23 protein-coding genes are annotated in these 22,436 nt (G+C 50.0%); 8 read left to right on the forward strand and 15 right to left on the reverse strand.

Annotation, left to right across the window (positions count from 1 at the left end; all coding sequences use genetic code 11):
* Nucleotides 1–2: 2 nt before the first annotated feature.
* The 3 genes from GN208_RS06155 to GN208_RS06165 all read right to left on the reverse strand — a co-directional run bounded on the left by GN208_RS06155 (nucleotide 3) and on the right by GN208_RS06165 (nucleotide 2,668).
* Complete coding sequence (locus GN208_RS06155; protein ID WP_004237593.1) at nucleotides 3–1,427, reverse strand: FAD-binding oxidoreductase; 1,425 nt, start codon at nucleotides 1,425–1,427, stop codon at nucleotides 3–5.
* Nucleotides 1,428–1,792: 365 nt separating this feature from the next.
* Nucleotides 1,793–2,257, reverse strand: coding sequence for a YaiI/YqxD family protein (locus tag GN208_RS06160; protein ID WP_015422708.1), 465 nt, complete (start codon nucleotides 2,255–2,257; stop codon nucleotides 1,793–1,795).
* Between the two features lie 48 nt (nucleotides 2,258–2,305).
* The gene (locus tag GN208_RS06165) at nucleotides 2,306–2,668 is read right to left on the reverse strand and encodes a DUF4184 family protein (protein WP_004237596.1); all 363 of its coding nucleotides are present in this window, start codon (nucleotides 2,666–2,668) and stop codon (nucleotides 2,306–2,308) included.
* A 117-nt stretch (nucleotides 2,669–2,785) separates the two neighbouring features.
* Between GN208_RS06165 and GN208_RS06170 the strand changes: the two genes are divergently transcribed.
* The 3 genes from GN208_RS06170 to GN208_RS06180 all read left to right on the forward strand — a co-directional run bounded on the left by GN208_RS06170 (nucleotide 2,786) and on the right by GN208_RS06180 (nucleotide 5,648).
* The gene (locus GN208_RS06170; protein WP_004237597.1) at nucleotides 2,786–3,238 is read left to right on the forward strand and encodes a hypothetical protein; all 453 of its coding nucleotides are present in this window, start codon (nucleotides 2,786–2,788) and stop codon (nucleotides 3,236–3,238) included.
* A 117-nt stretch (nucleotides 3,239–3,355) separates the two neighbouring features.
* Nucleotides 3,356–4,963, forward strand: coding sequence for an ABC-F family ATPase (locus GN208_RS06175; protein ID WP_071592711.1), 1,608 nt, complete (start codon nucleotides 3,356–3,358; stop codon nucleotides 4,961–4,963).
* Nucleotides 4,964–5,192: 229 nt separating this feature from the next.
* Nucleotides 5,193–5,648 (forward strand): Lrp/AsnC family transcriptional regulator, encoded by a 456-nt coding sequence (locus GN208_RS06180; RefSeq protein ID WP_004237600.1) that lies wholly within the window; start codon nucleotides 5,193–5,195, stop codon nucleotides 5,646–5,648.
* 48 nt (nucleotides 5,649–5,696) lie between these two features.
* On the opposite strand, the gene sugE is transcribed toward GN208_RS06180, so the two are convergent.
* Entirely contained in the window at nucleotides 5,697–6,017 is a 321-nt protein-coding gene (gene sugE / locus GN208_RS06185; RefSeq protein ID WP_004237601.1) for a quaternary ammonium compound efflux SMR transporter SugE, read from the reverse strand.
* Between the two features lie 197 nt (nucleotides 6,018–6,214).
* Between sugE and GN208_RS06190 the strand changes: the two genes are divergently transcribed.
* Complete coding sequence (locus tag GN208_RS06190) at nucleotides 6,215–6,811, forward strand: TetR/AcrR family transcriptional regulator (protein WP_004237602.1); 597 nt, start codon at nucleotides 6,215–6,217, stop codon at nucleotides 6,809–6,811.
* On the opposite strand, the gene GN208_RS06195 is transcribed toward GN208_RS06190, so the two are convergent.
* The 6 genes from GN208_RS06195 to GN208_RS06220 form a co-directional block, all read right to left on the reverse strand.
* Nucleotides 6,798–7,289, reverse strand: coding sequence for an ATP-binding protein (locus tag GN208_RS06195; RefSeq protein ID WP_004237603.1), 492 nt, complete (start codon nucleotides 7,287–7,289; stop codon nucleotides 6,798–6,800). The two genes, GN208_RS06190 and GN208_RS06195, sit on opposite strands and share 14 nt — an antisense overlap.
* A 197-nt stretch (nucleotides 7,290–7,486) precedes the next feature.
* Complete coding sequence (locus GN208_RS06200; protein ID WP_004237604.1) at nucleotides 7,487–8,392, reverse strand: DMT family transporter; 906 nt, start codon at nucleotides 8,390–8,392, stop codon at nucleotides 7,487–7,489.
* A 305-nt stretch (nucleotides 8,393–8,697) separates the two neighbouring features.
* The gene (locus GN208_RS06205; RefSeq protein ID WP_004237605.1) at nucleotides 8,698–9,213 is read right to left on the reverse strand and encodes a DUF3828 domain-containing protein; all 516 of its coding nucleotides are present in this window, start codon (nucleotides 9,211–9,213) and stop codon (nucleotides 8,698–8,700) included.
* Nucleotides 9,210–9,572: an aminoglycoside adenylyltransferase domain-containing protein gene (locus GN208_RS06210; protein WP_004237606.1), complete on the reverse strand. Its 363-nt coding sequence runs from the start codon at nucleotides 9,570–9,572 to the stop codon at nucleotides 9,210–9,212. The genes GN208_RS06205 and GN208_RS06210 overlap by 4 nt, the downstream gene beginning before the upstream one ends.
* 64 nt (nucleotides 9,573–9,636) lie before the next feature.
* Nucleotides 9,637–10,140 carry a DUF4274 domain-containing protein gene (locus GN208_RS06215; RefSeq protein ID WP_004237607.1) on the reverse strand — a complete coding sequence of 168 codons (504 nt, stop codon included), beginning with the start codon at nucleotides 10,138–10,140 and terminating at the stop codon, nucleotides 9,637–9,639.
* A complete protein-coding gene (locus GN208_RS06220; RefSeq protein ID WP_004237608.1) occupies nucleotides 10,137–10,724 on the reverse strand; it encodes an NUDIX domain-containing protein in 588 nt (195 codons plus the stop codon). The genes GN208_RS06215 and GN208_RS06220 overlap by 4 nt, the downstream gene beginning before the upstream one ends.
* Before the next feature lie 153 nt (nucleotides 10,725–10,877).
* Here GN208_RS06220 and GN208_RS06225 point away from each other — a divergent pair, with 153 nt between their 5' ends.
* Nucleotides 10,878–11,528: a GNAT family N-acetyltransferase gene (locus tag GN208_RS06225; RefSeq protein ID WP_015422709.1), complete on the forward strand. Its 651-nt coding sequence runs from the start codon at nucleotides 10,878–10,880 to the stop codon at nucleotides 11,526–11,528.
* Here GN208_RS06225 and GN208_RS06230 read toward each other — a convergent pair.
* Nucleotides 11,498–12,487: a LysR family transcriptional regulator gene (locus GN208_RS06230; RefSeq protein WP_004237610.1), complete on the reverse strand. Its 990-nt coding sequence runs from the start codon at nucleotides 12,485–12,487 to the stop codon at nucleotides 11,498–11,500. The two genes, GN208_RS06225 and GN208_RS06230, sit on opposite strands and share 31 nt — an antisense overlap.
* A 137-nt stretch (nucleotides 12,488–12,624) precedes the next feature.
* Here GN208_RS06230 and GN208_RS06235 point away from each other — a divergent pair, with 137 nt between their 5' ends.
* Nucleotides 12,625–13,911: an amino acid permease gene (locus GN208_RS06235; protein ID WP_004237614.1), complete on the forward strand. Its 1,287-nt coding sequence runs from the start codon at nucleotides 12,625–12,627 to the stop codon at nucleotides 13,909–13,911.
* A gap of 40 nt (nucleotides 13,912–13,951) precedes the next feature.
* Nucleotides 13,952–15,127 (forward strand): cystathionine beta-lyase, encoded by a 1,176-nt coding sequence (metC, locus tag GN208_RS06240; protein WP_004237615.1) that lies wholly within the window; start codon nucleotides 13,952–13,954, stop codon nucleotides 15,125–15,127.
* A gap of 237 nt (nucleotides 15,128–15,364) precedes the next feature.
* Here the strand turns inward: metC and GN208_RS06245 are convergent, their stop codons facing one another.
* Nucleotides 15,365–15,955: a phosphatase PAP2 family protein gene (locus tag GN208_RS06245; RefSeq protein ID WP_004237617.1), complete on the reverse strand. Its 591-nt coding sequence runs from the start codon at nucleotides 15,953–15,955 to the stop codon at nucleotides 15,365–15,367.
* A gap of 520 nt (nucleotides 15,956–16,475) precedes the next feature.
* On the opposite strand from GN208_RS06245, the gene GN208_RS06250 reads away from it, so the two are divergent.
* Nucleotides 16,476–17,693: a hypothetical protein gene (locus tag GN208_RS06250; protein WP_243828315.1), complete on the forward strand. Its 1,218-nt coding sequence runs from the start codon at nucleotides 16,476–16,478 to the stop codon at nucleotides 17,691–17,693.
* A gap of 46 nt (nucleotides 17,694–17,739) precedes the next feature.
* On the opposite strand, the gene GN208_RS06255 is transcribed toward GN208_RS06250, so the two are convergent.
* The 3 genes from GN208_RS06255 to GN208_RS06265 form a co-directional block, all read right to left on the reverse strand.
* A complete protein-coding gene (locus GN208_RS06255) occupies nucleotides 17,740–18,732 on the reverse strand; it encodes an ABC transporter substrate-binding protein (RefSeq protein ID WP_004237620.1) in 993 nt (330 codons plus the stop codon).
* A gap of 15 nt (nucleotides 18,733–18,747) precedes the next feature.
* Entirely contained in the window at nucleotides 18,748–20,907 is a 2,160-nt protein-coding gene (locus GN208_RS06260; protein ID WP_004237621.1) for a TonB-dependent siderophore receptor, read from the reverse strand.
* Between the two features lie 132 nt (nucleotides 20,908–21,039).
* Entirely contained in the window at nucleotides 21,040–22,185 is a 1,146-nt protein-coding gene (locus GN208_RS06265) for an MFS transporter (RefSeq protein ID WP_061057397.1), read from the reverse strand.
* Nucleotides 22,186–22,436: the final 251 nt, after the last annotated feature.

Genomic DNA, 22,436 nt, shown 5'->3' on the forward strand with positions numbered 1-22,436 from the left:
AATTAACTAAAACGTGAAAGACTAAACGGAGCCGGGTCAATAACCGGTTTTTTACCGGTCACGATATCCGCAGTGATTTCACCGGATGCCGGACCTTCTGTCATACCCCAGACAGTCGCGGTGTTGATCACCAGACCCGGATACTCTTTCACTTCAGAAATAATCGGCAGTTCGTCGTAGGTTGGTGCAACAACCGCGCCCCAGCGTTCAACGACTTTCGATTGTTCAAATACAGGGAATTCCGCTTTCATGCGGGCAAATACCGCATCCAGGTGTTCGGTATTCTGTGTGGCGGTTGCGATGCGGTAAGTCTCGAACGGTGTGACTTCATCGAGGTTCCAGGATGTTGCCATTTTGAAGGAGTTGAACAAATCTTCACCGATGGAGAATTCCAGCGGCAGCTCACCGCCGCCCAGCAGATGCAGGAATTTCGGCCCCAGCAGGAAGCTGTCTTTCACCACAGAGCTGGTGAAGATACGCGGTGCCACGGCATATGTGCCGTCTGCCTGCTCGCGGAAGTGAATGCCGCTCGGCAGATGCACGTTACCGCGTGGTGCGCCCGGAACGCCGGAAACACGCTGTTGTGACAGATAGACGTTCAGTGTCGGGATATCAATGCCCAGATTACCCATAAACAGGCGTGACCAGATACCGCCGGTCAGGACCACATGAGAGGTTTTGATTGCACCCTTCTCTGTGACCACATCAGAGACTTTACCACCGGCAGTTTCGATACCACGGACCGCGCAGTTAGTGTAGATTTTAACACCCAGGGATTTGGCATACTGCGCCAGAACCGGTACACCGGTTTCCGGGTCAACACTGCCTGAATCTTCTTCAAAACCGGCGATCGGCCAGTCTGTTTTGGCATCAACCAGGCGTTTTTTCAGTTCGTCGCCCTGAATGAAACGGGTGTTGAGCGGTGCTTCAAAATCAGCGGCCCACTCTTTGGCATTCTCAACCCAGGCCTGTGATTTTGCGAGATCTTCTGCGCTTGACGGTACCTCAACACGGCCCTGGGTACGATAGCTGGTATCCGCCCCGATTTTTTCATTCATACCGCGCCATAACATTTTGCCGTAATGGTGCAGCGGGAATATTTCTTTTGATGTTTTGTAGCTGATGATCTGGCTGTAAGCACGTCCGGACTGCTCACCGGCGATTTCACCTTTTTCCAGGACGGTGACGCTCATGCCTCTTTCCGCCAGGTTAATCGCTGTCATGATCCCCATCATGCCGCCGCCGATAATGACTGCATCGGACTCTTTCGGTAATGCACCTTCGGTGCCGTCAACATGTTTTGCGCGTGAAGTCGATTCCACAAATTTGCCGTCGCGGCGAACCATAGGAACTAATACTGAAGCACCACCTGCCAGTACGCCGGCAGCACCAACCCCTAAAATTAACTTTCTGCGTGAGATTTTCATCTAAAGCCTCATCATTATCTGTAATATTTGTGTGGCATTTTTTTAATTAAGTAGCACACTAATTATAACAACTATCATTATAATGTTAATGAATATAGTGTGATGTTAATAATAACGAGACTTAAGGTAATCTTTATCAGGAATTGCCGATATAAAGTATCGGATTTGACGAGGTGATGAACAGGATTCAGGCCGGATCGTCTGCGGTAAATCCAGCGGTAAATATCATAAACCCTTGTTATTATAGTGGATAAGGCTAAATAGTGAGCTTTTTTAAGAAGTTGTTACATCAGGGATAAAAATAAAACGCCGGATACCACAGCAGCACCCGGCGTTTTATAAAGATATTAACAATAAGGGAAAGATCAGGCGGATGGCGTACGTTTTCTGAGCTGCAGAAACCATTTATCCAGTTCATTGGCAAACAACTGGCGATCACGCTGGTTCAGTGCCGCCGGACCGCCGGTCTGGATGCCGGAAGCCCGCATAGTGTCCATAAAATCACGCATGGTCAGGCGCTCACGGATAGTCGCCGGGGTATAACGTTCGCCGCGCGGGTTCAGTGCGACCGCGCCCTTCTCCAGCACTTCAGCGGCCAGCGGAATATCAGCGGTGACGACAAGATCATCTTTCTGCACACGGCGGACAATCTCATTATCGGCCACATCAAACCCGGCAGAGACCTGCAATGTTTTTAAAAACGGTGACGGCGGTACCACCAGCCGCTGATTGGCCACAAAGGTGACTTCTGTTTTTTCCCGATCCGCTGCCCGGTAAAGGATCTCTTTGATAACTTTCGGACAGGCATCCGCATCCACCCAAATCGCCACTGTTTACTTTCCTCTGTACTGCAAAATTTAATCCGCGATCATAACGCATTAACGCTTTCTGATAACCTGAAAAAGTGCCGCCAGAGCAACAAAACCGGCAAAAAATGAGATAGAAAACGACAATTCATAAAAGACAAAACGATTTATATGAACACCGGTTGCTGTCTGCGCCAGACGGTACGCCAGCGGCGCCGTACACAGTGCCGCCAGAACTGCCAGACACACCGGCAGTCCGGTATAAAACCAGCTGGTAAAATGGTGCGCCTCATCCGCTGCGCGGTACATCCCGGAAGAGTACAGCAAATCCGGCGATACACTGCCCGTAATGAGCGCGGGCAGATTCAGCCACCGCCCGTAACGGGATTGTTTCAGGGGAAAAACAATCGCCGGATGTGCAAAAGTCCATGGCATATATACTTATCCTGCTCCGGAAAACCGGAAATAAATTCATTTTTGTGCTAATAAATAGCCGGTCACAACAATTAATAACACACCGAACTCCGGGCAATAACCTGTAAAGGCAGAAAAATGAAAAAGCATCTTACCGGGATGATCGTAACCGGGCTGTTATCAGCCCCCGCGCTGGCTCAGGAGTTTACCTGTCAGCTGGAAAATAATAAATATGTCAGTGTGGTGGTGGAAAAAGGTAAAACGCCGGCATACCGCTACGGGACGCTGGCAAAGCCGGAAATTACCCTGCCGGTAAAAGGCAATGCGAAAAATGGTGTTTATGTCGGACAAACCATGTTTAGCGGCGGTGGTTCGGCGTATATCCGCTTTGAAAACGGCCCGTTTAACTATGTGGTATACAGCGGAATGGGCCGCGGCTGGGAATTTACCGGCCTGGCAGTCTATAAAGGCGATAAAGTCATCAATAAAAAGGTCTGTAAAACCGATTTGGGGATCTATGATGTTCTGAATTACGGACTACCGGAAGATGAATCCGGTGAAATCTATGCCATGGATCCGAACTCACAATAATATGTACTGCGGTGGCCTGCCGGGTTACCGCCCTTTTTTTATACATCTGTGCCTCGCCGCCCATCTGTGGCATAATGCCCGCCGTTTATTTTCTCCTTTAACTTATGAGTATTCGTCTTGTTAATCAGCAACAATATTACGATGCAGTTCGGCGCCAAGCCGCTGTTTGAAAATATCTCTGTCAAATTCGGCGGCGGTAACCGCTATGGCCTGATCGGCGCAAACGGCAGCGGTAAATCCACGTTTATGAAAATTCTCGGCGGTGATCTGGCGCCAAGCAGCGGCAACGTGTTTCTCGACCCGAACGAACGTCTGGGTAAACTGAAACAGGATCAGTTCGCCTATGAAGAATTTTCTGTGCTCGACACAGTCATTATGGGTCACACCGAACTGTGGGAAGTCAAACAGGAGCGTGACCGCATCTACAGCCTGCCGGACATGAGCGAAGAAGACGGTATGCGCGTGGCGGATCTCGAAGTGCAGTTTGCTGAAATGGACGGCTACACCGTGGAATCCCGCGCCGGTGAATTACTGCTGGGTGTGGGGATCCCGCTGGAACAGCATAACGGCCCGATGAGTGAAATCGCACCCGGCTGGAAACTGCGTGTGCTGCTGGCACAGGCGTTGTTTGCGGACCCGGATATTCTGCTGCTCGACGAACCGACCAACAACCTGGATATCGACACCATCCGCTGGCTGGAGCAGACGCTGAATGCGCGCAACAGCACCATGATCATCATTTCCCATGACCGCCACTTCCTGAATATGGTGTGCACGCACATGGCCGATCTGGACTACGGCAGCCTGAATGTGCATCCGGGCAACTACGATGAATATATGTTTGCCGCCACTCAGGCGCGCGAACGTCTGTTAGCGGATAACGCGAAGAAGAAAGCACAAATCAGTGAATTGCAGTCATTTGTCAGCCGTTTCAGCGCAAATGCCTCCAAGTCCCGTCAGGCGACTTCCCGCGCCAAACAGATTGAAAAAATTCAGCTGACCGAGATTAAAGCGTCCAGCCGTCAGAACCCGTTTATCCGTTTTGAGCAGGATAAAAAATTATTCCGTAATGCGCTGGAAGTGGAAAACCTGTCCAAAGGTTATGACGGTAACGCCCCGCTGTTCAAAAACGTCAATATGATGATGGAAGTGGGTGAAAAAGTCGCGGTTCTGGGTATGAACGGTGTGGGTAAATCCACCTTCCTGAAAACCCTGGTCGGTGAGCTGACACCGGATACCGGTCGTTATAAGTGGTCTGAAAACGCCAATATCGGTTACTACGCGCAGGATCACGCCACCGATTTTGAAGTTGATATGACGGTTTTTGACTGGATGAGCCTGTGGATGCAGCCGGGTGATGATGAGCAATCAGTCCGTAGTGTATTGGGCCGCCTGCTGTTCTCCCAGGATGACATTAAAAAATCCGTACAGGTGTTATCCGGGGGTGAAAAAGGCCGGATGTTATTTGGTAAGTTAATGATGACCAAACCAAACATTCTGATTATGGATGAACCGACCAACCACCTCGACATGGAATCCATTGAATCCCTGAATATGGCGCTGGAGTTATATCAGGGAACATTAGTGTTTGTTTCCCATGACCGTGAGTTCGTCAGTTCCCTGGCGACCCGCATCATCGAAATCACACCGGAGAAAGTCACTGACTTTACCGGCAGTTACGATGAGTACCTGCGCAGCCGCGGTATTGAATCAGAAAACAACTGATTTCCGTTCTGCCAATAAGAAAAGCCCCGTTTCAGAGCCATGAAACGGGGCTTTTTGTTTTCGTCAGACCCGGCGGGGGCGGTTGCCGGCATATCTGACATTTTTCAGAAACCAGTTCCCGCATACCTCTGTCCTGTACCGGAAACTGATAGGAAGAATATCTGTATTCGGGTAGAATGTGCTTGCTAATCAGACCCTGATTTACCTTATTTGAGGGAGAAAATCATCAATGGACAGCTTTGACAGGAAGATTCTTTCTGAATTACAACTCGACGGGCGATTAACTGTCACTGAGCTGGCAGATCGCGTGGGTCTGAGTTTATCCCCCTGCCACCGGCGGCTGAAAGCACTGGAGCAATCCGGAGCTATCTGCGATTACCGCGCACAGCTTGATCCGCGCGTGCTGGGGCTGAATTTTTCCGCACTGGTGTTTGTCACTATGAAAGACGGCAACCAGGAAAGTATGAGCAAATTTGAGACAGCGGTGGCGGATATTCCGCAGATTATCGAAGCCAAACGGCTGTTTGGCGATCCGGACTATATGCTGACCGTTGTGGTCAAAGATATCGATGCCTTTCAGAAATTATATGACAGCCGCCTGGCCGCCATGCCGGGGGTTCAGCGCCTGACCTCCACCCTGGTAATGAAAGATGTGATCCCGGCGCGGGAACTGCCCCTGTTGTAACAAAAAAGCCGGCAATATCTGCCGGCAAGCAACACAGTACTGAATCTTTTATGCCGGGCTGGCTAATTTCATCATCACCAGCCCGGAGATAATTAATACCCCTGCGATAATCCGCATCATGTTTGCCGGTTCTCCCAGCACCACAATCCCGACGATAAAGGCACCGATAGCGCCAATCCCGGTCCAGATGGTGTAAGCCGTCCCCAGCGGCAGTGCCCGCATGGCCATTGCCAGCAGCCCGAAGCTTATCAGCATGGCAATAATGGTGATCACTGACGGCCCCAGTTTGGTGAAACCCTCTGATTGTTTCATGGTAAATGCCCAGACGACTTCAAATAATCCGGCAGTAATTAATAAAATCCACGGCATGGTACATCCTCACTGATTTCTGGTTGCAGGTGAAACGTTTATAAGTTACCTTTGGTATAGTTATATGTTACCTTTGGTAACTTGTAAACACCTTTCCGATCTTTTTTCGATCTTTTCTGCCAGCTGACCGCGACCGGGAACTCTGTGATACACTTTCCGGCAGACAGAACGACTTTAATATCAATGAGGAGGCAGATTTGTCCGGACGTTTACAGCGCGACGAGCGCCAGATACAGCTGCTCAATGTCGCCAACAGCATTATCCTGGCGGAAGGCACCGATGCCCTGACCCTCATTACCCTTGCGGAAAAGGCGGGCGTGACCAAGCCGGTAACCTACAAACATTTCGGCAACCGCAAGTCTTTGCTGCACGCGCTGTTTAAATACAGTGATGATGTTCTGACTGAACGGATGAATACCGGGATGGAACAGCCGATAGCGGACCTCGATCAGGCCGTTTCTGTCTTTATCACGACCTATTTTGATGTGATGGCGGATGACGGGGAAGCCTTCAATGCCACCGTGGCGGCACTGAAAGCCTATCCTGAATATGCGGGGATCAGCCGCGAAGTGCAGGATTTTTTCTGCCAGATCCTGCAACGTGCACTGCAGCGCTGGCTGCCGGATAATTTCCGGATCCCGGAATGGACTTCTGTGATGATTTTCGGTGCAACCGAGTCACTGTGCCTGATGATGTTTGCTGACCCGGCGCTGAAAGCAAAAGTCTGTGAAGAAGCCATCTGGCTGGTCAAAACCCTGCTGGCCGACCAGCTTAAGCGGTTCACCGGCCGCTGATGACCAGCCCTTCTTCTTCTGACGGATAACTGAAGTGTGCAGTAATCAGATCAAACTGCTCCGCTGAGGTGGCAAACGGGTTTTCCCCGCTCAGATTCCTTGCGGCCAGGCGCCGTTTACACTCTTCATCACTCACATTCAGCACATGACAGCAATAGCTGCATCCGGCCTGCTCTGCCAGTCCTTTCAGCCACTGGCGTTGTTCCGGGGTATTCGCCGGAAAATCCAGTACCAGTGTTATTCCTTTTTGTAATAACGTCACCAGATGCAGCTCCAGGGCGGATTTCAGCAGACGGCTTTTTTCAATATAATCAGCCAGCTGTGTGATTTGTCCCGGATACAGTGCCGCCAGCCAGGTATCTTCAGACAGCAGAACGGCCTGTTGTCCGCGGACTAATTGTTGTGCCAGTGTCGATTTCCCTGAGGCGATTTTGCCGCAGAGGAAATGCAGTGTGGCGGAAGATTGTGTTTCTGACATGATTGCTCCCTGTCTGTTATGCCGCTGAGAGAGCAATAAAAAACCCGCTCAGGCGGCGGGTTCTGAATACAGCACATCCCCCGCTATGGTGCGGAGATAATAATCATGCCGGATGCGCTGTATAAATTCATGGTATTAACCTTATTGAAATAATCATCATTTCAGTGATTCTGTTTTAGCAGAGTCTGCCGCGGATGTCAGGCAGTTTTTTTCGGCCGTTTAATACTTATCACCGCCAGTGCCAGCACAATCATCACGATCCCTGCCGTTTCTGTGCTGCCCGGCTCCTCACCCAGCAGCCACCATGAGAACAGCACACCGCAGACCGGCACCGCCAGTGTGCTCAGACTGGCAATCCCCGCCGGTAATTTTCTCAGCACAAACAGCCATAAACTCCAGGCAACGGCGGTCGCCAGAATAGCGCTGTAACTCAGTGCCCAGAAGACATAGGGCTGCCAGTCAATCGTGCGCTGCGGTACCAGCAGCGCCACCACGGTCATAATAATTGCGGCATACACCATCTGCCAGGTGGTTAGAGAGAGTAAATCCACCTGCGGATAGCGGCTGTAGAGTTTTTTCGCCACAATCGCGCTCGCCCCCCAGCTGATACCGGATGCCACGGCCAGAAAGGCACTTTTCATAGAGGCGAAATCGAGCGTCCAGGGCTGGATCACACACAATAGCCCTGCACCGGCAACTGAAATAGCCGCATACTGGAGGCGGCGCATCCGCTCACCGAGCAATACTGCTGCCATAATCACCACCCAGAACGGCATGGTATAACTGAGGATCGCCACCTTCCCCGCACCGCCGCTGACCAGCGCCCATTGTGCCAGCCCGACCATACCGCAGGTCTGAAGGACGGCTATCCCCAGCGTGTAGCGGAATGGCGTAAAGCGGATTTTCCGCCCCATCGCGCGTTCGCGGATATACAGCACCAGTAATAACATAATGGCGCTGAATACACAGCGCATCGCCGTAAAGTCAAACGCACCAATATAGTGCGTGACCTGCTTCATAGCGATCCAGCTGTAACTCCAGATCAGTGTTAAAATGACCAGGCCGGTAATGGCGATGGCATTGTCTTTTTCCCGTAAAGCCATAATATCCTGTGACCACTTCACGGCAGTACCCGTCTGTACCCCGCGTGCGGCTCCTGTTTTTATAGTACCATAACCGGAATAATATGCCGGATGCCCGCAGACGGACTGACCTCATGCAATCTGCATTTCTGCCAGTTTACACCCGGTTTGAAAGAAGGGAAAAGATCTGCGCTCATTAATACCAGAAGGAAGAACGGGTGTTAAGTATGAAGCAATTTTTCCCCGGCATTTTCCCTGTTGTAATGCTGTCTGAACCTGAATGAATATAAGCCTGCCGGGTATAACCCCACAGCCTCACTCAAGCATCACTCAAGCATCACAATACTATCAATTTTCCACTGTCCGTTTTGCTGAATCAGTTTTACCCGGAATGACCGCAGCGGCTCCGGTGCTTTACCCAGTGTGATGCGCACTGTGGCAGTATCCGGGGTTTGTGATTCAGTATGTGCCGCGCGCTCTGTCATCCACGAATCCGGGTAATCCTGTGACTTGGTGTAATAATTGACATCATTTTCCACCCAATGCTCTCCCCACAGACAGATATAACTATATTCGGTTTCTTTGCAGGGACGCGGCTGGTCGCAGAACGCCTGATCAGTGCCCGGACCATCGAAATTACAACTGAGGGATTCACTGATGCTTTCCTGCAACGCCGGACTGACATACAAATCCTGGCTTTTTGCATAACCATCAGAAGGCGGATCCTGCAAATTGAGACGGTAGAAATCCAATACCACATTTTCCGGTGATAATTGTGCAGCAACCGCTGATAACGGCAATAGCAGAGACAAAATCAGCGGGAGGTATTTTGTTGTTTTCATGATAATTTTTCGTCACATAAAGCCCGCAGAGAAAGAATGCAACAGCTGATTGCCTGTTTATCAGAAACCGGAAATGATTCACCGGTCAGATAGCTATGCTTTGCTGCCTGCAACAGTTGCTGCAGTTGCGGATCGGAAATTGATTCAGCCAGCCACGCCGCAGCGTCTGCTTTGGATGCAATGTGCCAGGTTGTCAGAGTATAAGCAATGCGCGACAAAGCCAGAATGATATTGCACTCATCATTTTCCCAATCCTCCGGTGTGTTCCATTGTGCAAGTGTCGCGGAAAATGCCCGTTTCAGATCGGTCTGCGGAACGGCGTCAAATATCACTGCCGCATCACCATTAAGTAACGGCATATTATGCAACCTGGCTGCGGATAGTAACCGGGACATGATTCAGGTTGATTTTCATCAGCAAATGCTATTCATAGAGTGCATACAACTGCTCTGCCAGCGGTAATGGTAAACCGTCATCATAAGCCTCATCATCCAAATCAACATACACATCACCGGGTGCGGCGATCAGCATGGTGTCAGGCACAGGCCGCCTGACCGGCAGGTCCGGGTAGTCATCCGGCCGTCCGCCTTCTGACTGCATCGGGTCAAACCAGATACCATGATCGGCATAAAACCCCGCAGAATAGCGGGTTTCAATTAACCGGATCAATGCCAGTGTTTGCCGTGAATAGTCCGGTACATCATCATCATGGCCATACTGCACATACCAGGCAGCACCCAAAGACCAGTACATCAGCAGTGCGGATGCCCGATCCAGTTGCGGATCCGCCGCCAGTTCGTTCAGTGCATCATAATTACTGTCATAATTAGACCGGGCGATAAACAAGTGCCGCTGTTCCGGCGTTGCATTTGTCAGAAAATCACGGATTAACTGTGCTTCTTTCTGTTCTTTTTCTTCGTCCGTCATGCCATTCTCCCCGACAACGCCAGATGCTGTAACAACATAATCGTTTTGCCATCATTTATTTCACCGCTTTTGATCGCTGCGAGAGCCTGCGGGAACGGCATTTCCAGCACTTCCACATCTTCGCCCTCTTCCGGCAGACCGCCACCGGCCGTCTGCCGGTTATTGTCTTCGTATTCGGCAATAAAAAAATAAAGTTTCTCGGTGACAGCTCCCGGGCTCATAAAGGCTTCAAAGACTTTTTCAACATCGGTAATGCGAAAACCAGTCTCTTCCTCTGCTTCCGCTTTGATGCGGGATACCGGATCCTGCTCTTCCAGCAGACCGGCGGCCGCTTCAATCAGAAAGCCGTCATGGCCGTTGACATACACCGGCAAACGGAACTGACGGATCAGAATGACGCTGTTTTTCTGGCGGTTATACAGCAGAATAACCGCACCGTTACCGCGGTCATAGACCTCCCGCTCCAGACGCTGGCGGGTGCCGTCGCGGCGCAGATAATCAACGACATATTTTTTGAGGATATACCAGTTATCGGAAAGCGTGATGGTATCAATAATACGGACAGTGCTCTGTTCGGAAGTCATAGTTCACCGGATGTCAGCAAAATTGCGGGTTTGCAGAACACTCTAATCGCTTTATCCGCCTCCGGCAATGGCAAAACTGCCAGCATTATTTGCAGGCATATTAATGCTGACGATATAATCTGCCGCAGATAATCCACAAACAAGGCGGGTTGCATGAGTGACACTCAGGCACTGAGTTACAGCGAATTACACACAATATCTGATGCAGATATCGCACAAATTAATGAATTAATTATCACCACCTGGGATTACCGTAGTTGGATCCCGAAAGAGAAAGTTCTGCCGATGGCGGAATTTTTGCTGGATGATGTCATTCTGACCTCATCACGAATTTTTGTGGTGCGGGATGGCGATACCATCGCCGGTATTATGGCGGTCACGGTATCTGCCGATTTGCGGGAGAAAGTCCACGCCAAAACCCGTCAGTATTCTGCCCTGAAAAATATTATCGCCCGTGACCCGCAGGAAGAAACCCTGTTTGATATGTATCTGAATACGCTGATTATCAACGGAAATCTGCTGGCTTCCTGTGACGGGAATTTCGATGCCTCTCTGAATTTGTTTATGATAGATGCCCGCTTCCGCGGACACGGTATCGGTAACCGGCTCTGGCAGCTGGCGATGGATTATCTGCGGGAAAAACAATCCGCCCGTTATTTCCTCTGGACAGACAGTGATTCCGATTTCGGTTTTTATGAACACAAAGGATTACAGCGTATCGCCGCGCAAGCCTATGACTGGGGCGGCCATGACGTGACTGAAACCTATTATGTTTATGCCGGGGAACTCCCTGCTCTGTCCTGATGCATCCAGCTGTCCCACGGCGGGTCAAGCGGCAGCTTATCCGCCAGGAAATCAATAAAGGTGCGGATTTTCGGGGCATGGGTGTGCGCCGGGCTGTAAAGTGCATAGAGCGCGAACGGCGTGGTTTTCGGATTGTAATCCAGTAATACCGGCAATAATTCACCGTTATCAATATAGTTTCCCAGCATATAGGTCGGCAGGCAGACAATCCCCTGATGACAGCGCGCCGCCTCCAGTAATCCCAGGCTGCTGTTGACCTCAATCATATTGTTGATCGCCAGCGGATAGGCTACACCGTCTTTATCATTCATCCGCCAGGTGTCCGGGATATTCGGATTAATTAAACAATTGTGCCGGGCAATATCCGCCGGTGACTGCGGGATCCCGTTTTGTTCAAAATAATGACGGCTGCCGCAATAGATCCAATTTATATTGCATAGTTTCCGTAATGCAAAATTTTCCGGCGGATGACTGGTAATACGCAATGCAATATCAAAGTCAGTTTCATTTAAATTAATTAATGCATCGTTCAGATCAACGGATAAGCTGACCTGCGGATTTATTTCCCGGTATTCGCTGTAAAGCCGCATTAAATGGCAGACGCCGAAGGCAATTGAACAGGTTATTTTTAGCTGTCCCTGTGCATGCTGATAAAAACTCGCCGTATTCACTAATGAGTCATCGAGATCTGTCAGTAACTGTTGCGCCCTCTGCAATAAATAACGTCCGGCTTCAGTCAGGATAAAATTGCGGGTGGTTCGTTTCAGCAGAACCACACCGAGCTGCTCTTCCAGCTGCTGTAAGCCACGGCTGACAGACGACGGTGTTACATTGAGTTTTCGTGCCGCACCGCTGAAACTGTTGCACTCCACAATTTTGATAAACAGCTCCAGATGGCGAAAAATCGCGTAGCTGTCAATTTTTGCTTTAAACGCAAAAGTGTTTTTATTTATTAGCATAGTCGTACCCTGTTCAGCCTGCGTGTTACCCTTTACTATAACAATGGCTTTATAACACTGTATCCATACAACATAAATATATTCACGTTGTTCCTGACTTTTTAAATAATTAAATCTATAACGTTGAGGAATTGACTATGCAAGACAGCATTCAGACAGGTGCAAATGCAAATAGTGATTTAAAAAAGATACCCTTTACCAAATATGATGCCGGGTGGGTTGTATTATGTATCGGGATGGCGATCGGTTCCGGGATTGTTTTTATGCCGGTTCAGATTGGTATTAAAGGCATCTGGGTATTTATTGCCGCCACATTATTGTCATATCCGGCGATTTACTGGCTGCAGAATTTATATCTGAGGACATTATCAGAATCGGAAGAATGTGAAGACTATGCCAGCGTTATCACGCAGTATCTGGGGAAAAACTGGGGGGTTGCCCTTGGTATCGCCTATTTCCTGATGCTGCTGCACGGCATGTTTTCCTATTCACTCGCCGTGACCTTTGACAGTGCCTCCTACATCAAAACATTCGGTTTAACGGAAGGACTGTTATCCGATTCGGTGTGGTACGGGCTGATTATCCTGACAGTTCTGGTGGCTATCGCCGCACAGGGGGAGCGCCTGTTATTTAAAGTCTCCGGCCCGATGGTAATAGTGAAATTCGGGATTATCGTATTACTCGGGATTGTAATGGTGCCTTACTGGAACTTTGCCAATATCAGCGCGTTCCCGGACTTCCTGCCGTTCCTGCGGGATGTGTTTCTGACACTGCCGTTTACCCTGTTCTCCATTCTGTTCGTGCAGATTTTAAGCCCGATGAACATTGCCTACCGCAGACTGGAAAAAGACAAGCGTGTCGCAACTTACCGCGCGGTACGGGCAAACCGGGTGGCGTATATTATTCTGGCCGTTGCTGTTCTGTTCTTTGCCTTCTCGTTTACGTTCTCGATAAGCCACGACCAGGCCGTCTCAGCGTTTGAGCAGAATATCTCGGCACTGGCAATTGCCGCACAGGTAATTCCGGGCTCCGTTGTTAAAGTCATGACCGCAATGCTGAATATTTTCGCGATTCTGACCGCGTTTCTCGGTATTTATCTGGGTTTCCAGGAAGCGATTAAAGGTATTGTGGTGAATATCCTGACCCGCTTTATGCCGCAGGAGCGCATTAATCAGACCGTACTGCATTACGGTGTATGTATCGGGGTGATCCTGTCCCTGTGGTTCTGGGTCTCCACCCGCTTCTCAATTCTGTTCTTTATGCAGCTCGGCGGGCCGTTATTCGGCGTGGTTTCCTGCCTGATCCCGTGCTATCTGGTTTACCGCGTGCCGGTCTTACATAAATTCAAAGGTGCAACAGTCTGGTTTATTATCTTCTTCGGCGTGCTGTTGTGTCTCTCTCCGTTCTTTAAGTTTTTCGAATAACGCTGTAAATGAATAATGACGTATTACGCGTGAGGATGTTATGACTAAAAAAACCGTTTCAGATTTTCATATTGATACACAGATAACGCAGCTGGGACGCGACCCGGCGTCTCAGTCCGGTTTTGTTAATGCTCCGGTTTACCGGGGATCTACCGTGGTTTTCCCGACTATGGATGCCCTGCTCAATAACCGGGCTGAGTTTAACTACGGCACTGCGGGCACGCCGACCATTAAGAACCTCGAGCAATCCTGGAGCGCCCTTGCGGGCGCCGAAGGAACCGTGCTGTCACCATCCGGGCTGGGCGCCATTGTGCTGGCGCTGCTGACCACACTGAAAAGCGGCGATAACCTGCTGATGCCGGACAGTGTTTATCGTCCGACCCGCAATTTCTGCCGTGGTCTGCTGGAAAAAATGGGGATCACCATCACCTATTACGACCCGATGATCGGCGGTGACATTGAATCTCTGATAAAAAGCAACACCAGCACGATTTTTCTGGAGTCCCCGGGATCGCAGAGCTTTGAGGTTCAGGATGTTCCGGCCATTACGGCAGTGGCGAAAAAATACAATATCGCGACGATTATTGATAATACCTGGGCAACCCCGCTGTTTTTCCGGGCGCATGATATGGGCTGCGACCTCTCCCTTGAGGCCGGTACCAAATATCTGGGCGGTCATTCCGATCTGCTGATGGGAATTGTCTCCGCCAACGCGGAATGGTGGCCGAAACTGCGGGAAACCTATGATCTGATGGCAATGCTGCCGGGCGCGGAAGATTGCTTCCTGGCACTGCGCGGGCTGCGTACCCTGTCAATCCGCCTGAAAGAAGCGCAGTCACGGGCGCTGGATATTGCACACTGGCTGAAATCGCGTCCGGAAGTGATCCGCGTGCTGCATCCGGCCTTTGAAGACTGCCCGGGGCACGAGATCTGGAAACGTGACTTCACCGGCTCTTCCGGCCTGTTCTCAGTGGTCCTGGATCCGAAATTTACACAGGATGACGTCGGCAGGTTACTGGACGGCCTCTCCATCTTCGGCATGGGTTATTCCTGGGGCGGTTTTGAAAGCCTGATCACGCCGTTTGATTGCGCGGAATACCGCACCGTCACACAGTGGAATCCGGGCGGACGGACACTGCGCCTGCAAATCGGGCTGGAAGATGTTGATGACCTGAAGCGTGATTTGGCGGATGGATTTGCGCGTATGGCGCATTGATATTCCGCCGGAAAAAAGCAATAGTAAGGTATACCGAAAAACCTGCATTTTGCAGGTTTTTTGTTGATTCCATTCAACAAATGCCCTTGCGACGAACTTACCTTACCGATATTTTCGGACTTATCATCTATATGATCCTCGCCTGGCTCAGTCTGAATTTTTTCAGTATCAGTGAATATAACCAGAATCCGGGCAAAAAAATGCCGCACTGAATGCGGCAATTAAGTCATGAGGGTATTATATTAATACTACATAACATTGATAAGCCAGCCAGCCGAGTACGGCACCTGCCGGTAAATCAATAATATAATGCTGTTTGGTGAACATGCAGGATAAGGCGATTAACAGCGGGAACATGAATACCCATGGTCCGAGAGTGGCATAGGCCAGCAGCGCGGTTAATGTGGCAACAGAGACGTGCATGCTCGGGAAACAGTTGGATGTATCGTCGAATTTCTGCACAAACAGCAGGAATTTTTCGGACGCTTTCTTCCCGGTATTCATTTCACGCCAGTGCGGCGGCGTGGCAACCGGATACACCACAAAGAAAAACATCTGCATCAGTAACAGGATAACATAGCTGAATACGATGATGATAAACTGACGTGAATCCTGAATAATCCAGTTCAGATAGAGAATCGCCGGATAATAAAGAAAGCTGTAGATCCAGGACCACCAGGGCCAGAAAGGAATTTTTTCATCCAGTGCAGAGTTAAATGTTTTAACCGGCCTGACCATATGACGTTGCGTAAAGAAATAAAACTGATAGACACCTACGATAATAATACCACTGAGCACCAGGTGAATAACCCTGTCGATAAACATCATCTGAAAATTTCCTTTTAAAAAAAATCAATTAAACTGCTTTTCTGATTTTCAGCACACAGTGTTTTAGCATACCAGGGCACGAAATACTATCGTGTCATTTTATGTTGAATTGTAAAATCAGAATAATATCAAGGTACTACAGTCATTTACCACAACAAGGAAAATTCCTAATTTTTCAGCAAAATAGTGTCACTCTATTGATTTGACGGATAATATTTTATAAACCCTTCAGGTTCCGGTTTAATTTATCCGGCAGGCTGTTTTAAAAGCGTAAAACCAGCAGGTAACTATTTATGTCAGCAATGCCGGATATTCCGCGTACCGCTATCATTTTTCTGCTTCCCGGGATTCAGAAACAGAACTGAATGTTTACCCGGTCAGTGAATATCACCCGCAGGTTATGGAAAAACCTCTGTAATAGCGTTTCTCATAAATCTGATAAAAATGAGTCTGTTACCGGCAGATAAGCAGCCATAAACTGATTTCCCCTTATCTGTTTATTATCTGCCGGAGAAACATTATGACTCAGACTTCTGCCTTTCACCTTGCCGCAGAAAGTACCCAGCCACAGTTGCATATGCTGACGTTACAGGCACTGAATATGATCCCGCCCGCCTCTTTCGCCGTACCTGCCGCTTCACCGCAGGGAATTACCACCACCATTCTCAGCATGGTGCTGAAACTGGTTTATAAAAAAATGACAGAGCCAAAGGAAGTGGATGTTATTGGTATTATTCAGGAAACACTGATGAAAAATACCTCTGAATGGCTGGAATCAGAATATCAGGCCGTCCGCAAAGATGCCGAAAGCCTGCAGGATGCTATCAGCTCCTGGCAGAATTCACCGACAGAAGAGGCGCGCCAGCTGATTGTGGTACGCAATAAGATTGCCATCGCAAGTATGAGCCGCTTATGCATTCTCAGCATCAATACCGCAAAAAGAATAGGTATTGTCCGGCTGTGCGGCGTGTGTGCCCTGTCCTGCCTGCTCTATTTCTTTACACTGCGCGATACCCTGGTATTCGGCAAGAGTTGGGGCTATGCCTCTGATATGCTGGAAAAATACAGCAAAACTCTGACGGAACAGGCGGATATTATGTTTAAAGACGTGCTGACTGCAGAAATCAATAATTACACCGAAAATGATGATTTTTATGATCCGGAAAGCCAGGCCAAACGCTCCGTTATTTACTGGACATCCGGGTACACCAATATTCAGGATCATCTGACTTACGGCGCGCAACAAAAATCCACCAGGGTCTGTTCTGAACGCAGCGATATCGCTGCCAATCCGGTTAATGCTGAAAACCATATGGTTTATCTCGGCAATCTGTTCCTGACCGCCGGAAATTCTTCTGCTAACGGCAGCTACAATTATTTATCCGCCGCCAAACCCCGCAGTTATGACAGAGTCGGAGACCCGGTCACACTGCCGGTCAGAAGCGCCGGGCAGTACCATATCCGCCTGTACTATGCCTATATGACCAATTCCCTTAGTTTCGATTATGAAACTCAGTTGCGGATTGAACAGGCCGGAAAAATTGTTACCGATACCCATCTGACAGATTTAACCAAAACGGTGCTGACACCGTATAAATCCGGGTCAAATTACGGCCCGGTCATTTACCGGGAGACCCGGGTGAACCTTGAGGAAGGCGATATTGTGCTGACATTACATGAGGACCGTTTCCTTTCCGGCGGCGGGTTGCTGCAGCATATTGAATTTGTGAAAGTATAAAAGAGGTACAATGCCGTCACCGGAAACCGGCGACGGCATATCCGGATCACTCCGGTTGCAGAATATCCGTGATCTGCTGCGGTGTCAGCGTAATCCCATAAAACGTCTGATAAAACGTGGCTGTTTCATTTCTCATATCAATATCCGCAAAGGCGTCCGGGTACAGCACTGTAGCCAGCCAGAGAAACTGCAATGCCTCCTCTGACGTTTCGCGGCACCACCAGAACATACCACGCGGATTGGTATAGATCCGCCCGTTACGCACGGCATCAATTGACTGCCATTGCGGCGATTGCTGAATAAATTCCGCATCCCGCCGGTTCATCGCAATAATCACCTGCGGATCAGCCGCGATAATCTGCTCTGATGATACCTCTCCGTTCGCGCTGCTGTGTGCAGGGAACCAATTTCCCGCCACATTGACCGCGCCGGCCAGATCCATCCAGTCCTGATTGAGCGACGGCCGCCCGGAGGTATACAGTGGATTTCCCATACTGTGATACACCCGCAGACGGGCAGACGCCGGAACATTTTTCAGTCGTTCCTGCACCCGGCGGATATTGTCACGGAAATAGCGCTCATATTGCGCCGCCTTCTCTGCCGCATCCGGGCCAAGCGCCTCGCCGGTCAGTTTTACCCGCTCCCGCAGGGCATCCATACTGTTAGCCTTAAAAGCCAGCACACGAACACCGGCCTGTGTCAGTACCTCCTGCTGCGGAACGCGGATCCCGTCATGAATAAATAAAATATCTGTCCTCAGACTCAGAATTTGTTCAATATTCAGCTCATTTCCGCCGGTTGTGCCGATGACCGGTACATTATCAATCTGCGGCAGCATCTGACGGAACAGCGGGATCTGTTTGGCAACCCGCGAGGTTCCGGTGATATTACTGCCGTAACCCAGCATCATAATAATCGCATTCTGCGCCGGCCACGGTGTTGCTATCCGCAGTGCCGGCTCCGGCGGGGTTTCTGCCGGGGCACTGAAGACACAGGTACTGACAAATAACAGGCATAACGCTGATAAATAGTGCCGCATCACGCTGCCTCCGTGCTAAAAATCAAATGATACGGTAGCCCGGAATTCACGGCCTGCACCGGTAAAGGCATTGGCGCCGCCATTTTTACCGTTACTGTTGCCGGGGAAAATAGACGCCCAGTAATGCTCGTTGGTAACGTTATCCGCAGAGATCCGCAGTGTGACCGGTACATTTTCTATCTGAGTGGTATAGCGGGCACCGAGATCCAGTGTGGTGTAGCTGTCCGCCCAGCTGGTGTTGGTATCATTTGCTGCCCGTTTGCCGGTGTAATGAATATTGGCACTGTATACCCACTGCGGAACAGATGGCAGGCTGTATTCCATCAGCAGGTTTGCCTGTACTTTCGGCACCCCTACAACCCGTTTATCCTCAGTCTTACTGTTTCCGGTATCCTTCAGTTCTGCTTTCAGGAACGTGACACCGCTGTAGATATTCAGCCCCTGCCAGACATTGCCGGTGGCAGTCAGTTCCAGCCCGTCATTTACCTGTTCGCCCTGTTTTTTAAAGATCTGGTCGCTATCGGTATAAGCAAACGGCCGTTTGAGGCGGAAAACTGCGGCACTCAGGTTCATATTGCCGGTATTGGCTTTAATACCCCATTCATATTGTGTACTGCGGTACGGGCTGAGTGTTTCACCCCGGTTTTTGACTTTATCATCATCCGGCGCGGTATCCCCGGGCTGGAGAGAATCGGCATAACTGATATAGGTCATCACATCCGGAGTGATTTTGTACATCAGCGCCATATTCGGGCTGGTACCGGTCTGCTGATCACGGTCAGTTTTGTGTCCCTGCTTATCGAAGTTACGGGTCGTGATCCAGCTCTGACTGACATACACCATGGCAGACCATTGTGGGTTAAACGTGACAGTGTCACCAATGATAATACTCTGCTGCTGGTTTTCACTGGCTTTGTAACGTTCCCCGCCGGTTCTGATGCGGCCATCGGAAGGTTCGGTCATGGAAGACGGGTCATACATATTGGTATTGCCGAGCTGAAAGGTTTTACCCCGCTCTTTGGCACTGTAAATTGACCAGGTATAACCGGTGGTGGCGAGAGCAACATCATGGTTTACGGAGCCGGTATCAAACTGACCGTTCAGGGCGAGATTGTTACTCAGCACACGGAAACGACCGGCTGCCGGAGAATCCGTGATTGAACGGCTGATAGTCCCTTTGCTGTCCAGAATTTGCGACGAAACAGAGCGCATTGCCCGATCTGCCTGCTGATAGCCGATACCGCCGCTCAGTGACCAGTCATCATTCATATAGTGGGTAAAACGGGTACTGACGGAATCTGTCGTCAGGTCATTACCGGCGGTATTGAGTGCAAGGTCAGGGTTGGAGCTGTCCGGCGCATTCGGTAAATCAATATCCGGGCCGTAACCAAAGCTGCCGGGAAATCCTTTGGTCACAAAATGATAGTGACTGGCATCCAGCTGTATCTGTGTTCCCGGCCGGATCTGCCAGTCCAGGGCAACAGCGGCCAGCTGACGGCGGATTTTACTGTTCCGGACATAACCTTCACCCTCTTCATCCAGTAAATTCAGGCGGTAGCCGAAAGTCTTCTCTTCATCCACCTGACCGCCAAGATCCAGATGTGCACTGTAAGCATTACGGTTCTGATATCCTACCGTCACCCGGTGCAGCGGATCCTGAGTCGGCCGTTTAGAGATAAAATTAAACTGACCGGAAGGGCTGGCCGGGCCGTAAATTGCACCGGTCAGGCTGTTCACGGCATCCAGCCGCTCCAGCATTTCCACCGGAAACGCGGTGGTGGAGACAATATTCAGGCCGTTCAGTCTGCTGTTTTCCACCACACTACCCTGCATTCCCCGGCTCTGCGGACGGCCCACATCCATGCCGCCGCGGGCCTGCATCTGAGAAGACGGCAGATATTTCAGCATTTCACTGACACTTTTACTTTGCTGATTACGGATCATCGCTTCGCTGACCGTATTGCTGCTGTAGGGAATATCCAGCCACTGGCGGGTACCAAGCGGCCCCATATCAATATCGGTCGCCACAAAACCGGCCCCGGCCTGAGTTTGCGGGGTGATATGAGAAGGCTTGTCCGTCACAATTATGGTATCTGCCAGTGCCTGCTGCGCCGGAAAAAGGGCAACAGAAATCAGCGCAGGCAGCAGTGCCCGCGAAATATAGTTAGTCGTCATAGAACCATCCGTTATCGTTTTACTGTTATCGTTATATATTTATATATATAACGTAAATGATATTGATTTTCGCTTCGGGTAAACGTGATCGGTATCAATGAGTTCCGGAAGAGATAATTTCTCTCGTTATTATTACTTTTTGCAATATATCGCGCTGAGAATGCACCACGTCAGTGCCGTAGCGCAAAATAATAGCGCGGTAACTGCGGGTAATAATATCTGACTATCCTGATGTGCTGCGGCCACCGGTAATAAAATAAAGATGCTCAGATTATTCATGCTTTCTGACAATGCCAGAGCCTCTCCTTTACGTATTCCGGCATGCTCAGCAATGATGGCTGTACTGACGGGAGCGGCAATTCCCAGAGCGCATCCCTGCAATAACATCCACAACATCATCCCGGGAAGCCCGCCTGTTCCGCTGATAAATCCGGCAATCATCACACTCATCACTATCAGGCTGATGAGCAGCAGCCGGGTATCTGTACCGCTTAAACGCCGGAGCAGCGGCATCAGAAGATTCCCGGTCAGTAATCCGCCACCGAATATTGCACTGATAAGCCCTATCGTTTCTGTATTCAGCCCGAACCGGTCACGCAGCAATTCACCACTGAGAACAAACATAACCACTGCAGTACCGTTCCACAGACCTTTTGCCGTGATCAGCCCCGATAATGCCCGTGAATAACATTTACCGGGCCGGATTGACGGTTGAGAGGAAGTCCGGCTGACACCGCGAAACACAAAACAACAGGCTATCCACATGACCAGACTTCCGGCGGCAGTCAGCAGAAAAGGTGCATACCAGCCGCAGCGGACTGTCAGCCATCCGGCAATCACCGGGCCGGAGATAATACCGGCGGTCATACCCGTCATCACCAGTCCCATCGCGGAAGCCTGTCTGTCATGCGGAAATTGTTCTGCAATCAGTGCAAAAACAGATGGGATCAGCGCAGCAGAGGCCAGACCGCCCAGAATACGCAAGCCCACAGCCACACTGAAACACGGTGCCAGTGCCAGTGCGATACCATCTGCCACAAACAACAATAATGCGGCACGCAACATCCGGTAACGGCCGATACGGTCTGATAATCGTCCCAGCATCGGTGCGGCGAGCGCATACGATAAGGTATACACCGCAATCAGCCATGAGGCTTGCGCGGGTGTGACATCAGATGCAGCCGCCAGCGGCGTGAGCATCGGTGAAACCATAAATTCAGTAACGCCGGTAAAAAATACCGTGAATGCCAGTACCGGCAATGTATAAGGTGAAATCATAAAAATCCTGTATAACGAAATGAAAATAAACGGGTTACGGATTGAATTCACTCATCAGGGGAAGATAAAACAGACGAAATGACAGGCGGCAGACAGAGGGTGCACTGCAGATAAACAGCAGCATATTCAGAGGATAAATAAGAGGGATGTGAAACAGAGCGGAAAATACAGAAGGTAAAAATACGAAACCGGCAGAGGATACCGGCGGGTATGGTATCAGGAATACCGGCTGCCGGAAACCCGGCAGCATC

It is taken from the genome of Morganella sp. HSTU-ASny43, from assembly GCF_022819185.1.
Lineage (GTDB): Bacteria > Pseudomonadota > Gammaproteobacteria > Enterobacterales > Enterobacteriaceae > Morganella > Morganella morganii.

Excerpts from the sequence above, each read along its gene's own strand:
- GN208_RS06155 (WP_004237593.1), bottom strand. The coding sequence starts at position 1,427 with ATGAAAATCTCACGCAGAAAGTTAATTTTAGGGGTTGGTGCTGCCGGC.
- GN208_RS06165 (WP_004237596.1), bottom strand. The coding sequence starts at position 2,668 with ATGCCATGGACTTTTGCACATCCGGCGATTGTTTTTCCCCTGAAACAA.
- GN208_RS06170 (WP_004237597.1), top strand. The coding sequence starts at position 2,786 with ATGAAAAAGCATCTTACCGGGATGATCGTAACCGGGCTGTTATCAGCC.
- GN208_RS06180 (WP_004237600.1), top strand. The coding sequence starts at position 5,193 with ATGGACAGCTTTGACAGGAAGATTCTTTCTGAATTACAACTCGACGGG.
- sugE (WP_004237601.1), bottom strand. The coding sequence starts at position 6,017 with ATGCCGTGGATTTTATTAATTACTGCCGGATTATTTGAAGTCGTCTGG.
- GN208_RS06195 (WP_004237603.1), bottom strand. The coding sequence starts at position 7,289 with ATGTCAGAAACACAATCTTCCGCCACACTGCATTTCCTCTGCGGCAAA.
- GN208_RS06200 (WP_004237604.1), bottom strand. The coding sequence starts at position 8,392 with ATGGCTTTACGGGAAAAAGACAATGCCATCGCCATTACCGGCCTGGTC.
- GN208_RS06205 (WP_004237605.1), bottom strand. The coding sequence starts at position 9,213 with ATGAAAACAACAAAATACCTCCCGCTGATTTTGTCTCTGCTATTGCCG.
- GN208_RS06210 (WP_004237606.1), bottom strand. The coding sequence starts at position 9,572 with ATGCCGTTACTTAATGGTGATGCGGCAGTGATATTTGACGCCGTTCCG.
- GN208_RS06215 (WP_004237607.1), bottom strand. The coding sequence starts at position 10,140 with ATGACGGACGAAGAAAAAGAACAGAAAGAAGCACAGTTAATCCGTGAT.
- GN208_RS06220 (WP_004237608.1), bottom strand. The coding sequence starts at position 10,724 with ATGACTTCCGAACAGAGCACTGTCCGTATTATTGATACCATCACGCTT.
- GN208_RS06225 (WP_015422709.1), top strand. The coding sequence starts at position 10,878 with ATGAGTGACACTCAGGCACTGAGTTACAGCGAATTACACACAATATCT.
- GN208_RS06230 (WP_004237610.1), bottom strand. The coding sequence starts at position 12,487 with ATGCTAATAAATAAAAACACTTTTGCGTTTAAAGCAAAAATTGACAGC.
- GN208_RS06235 (WP_004237614.1), top strand. The coding sequence starts at position 12,625 with ATGCAAGACAGCATTCAGACAGGTGCAAATGCAAATAGTGATTTAAAA.
- metC (WP_004237615.1), top strand. The coding sequence starts at position 13,952 with ATGACTAAAAAAACCGTTTCAGATTTTCATATTGATACACAGATAACG.
- GN208_RS06245 (WP_004237617.1), bottom strand. The coding sequence starts at position 15,955 with ATGATGTTTATCGACAGGGTTATTCACCTGGTGCTCAGTGGTATTATT.
- GN208_RS06250 (WP_243828315.1), top strand. The coding sequence starts at position 16,476 with ATGACTCAGACTTCTGCCTTTCACCTTGCCGCAGAAAGTACCCAGCCA.
- GN208_RS06255 (WP_004237620.1), bottom strand. The coding sequence starts at position 18,732 with ATGCGGCACTATTTATCAGCGTTATGCCTGTTATTTGTCAGTACCTGT.
- GN208_RS06260 (WP_004237621.1), bottom strand. The coding sequence starts at position 20,907 with ATGACGACTAACTATATTTCGCGGGCACTGCTGCCTGCGCTGATTTCT.
- GN208_RS06265 (WP_061057397.1), bottom strand. The coding sequence starts at position 22,185 with ATGATTTCACCTTATACATTGCCGGTACTGGCATTCACGGTATTTTTT.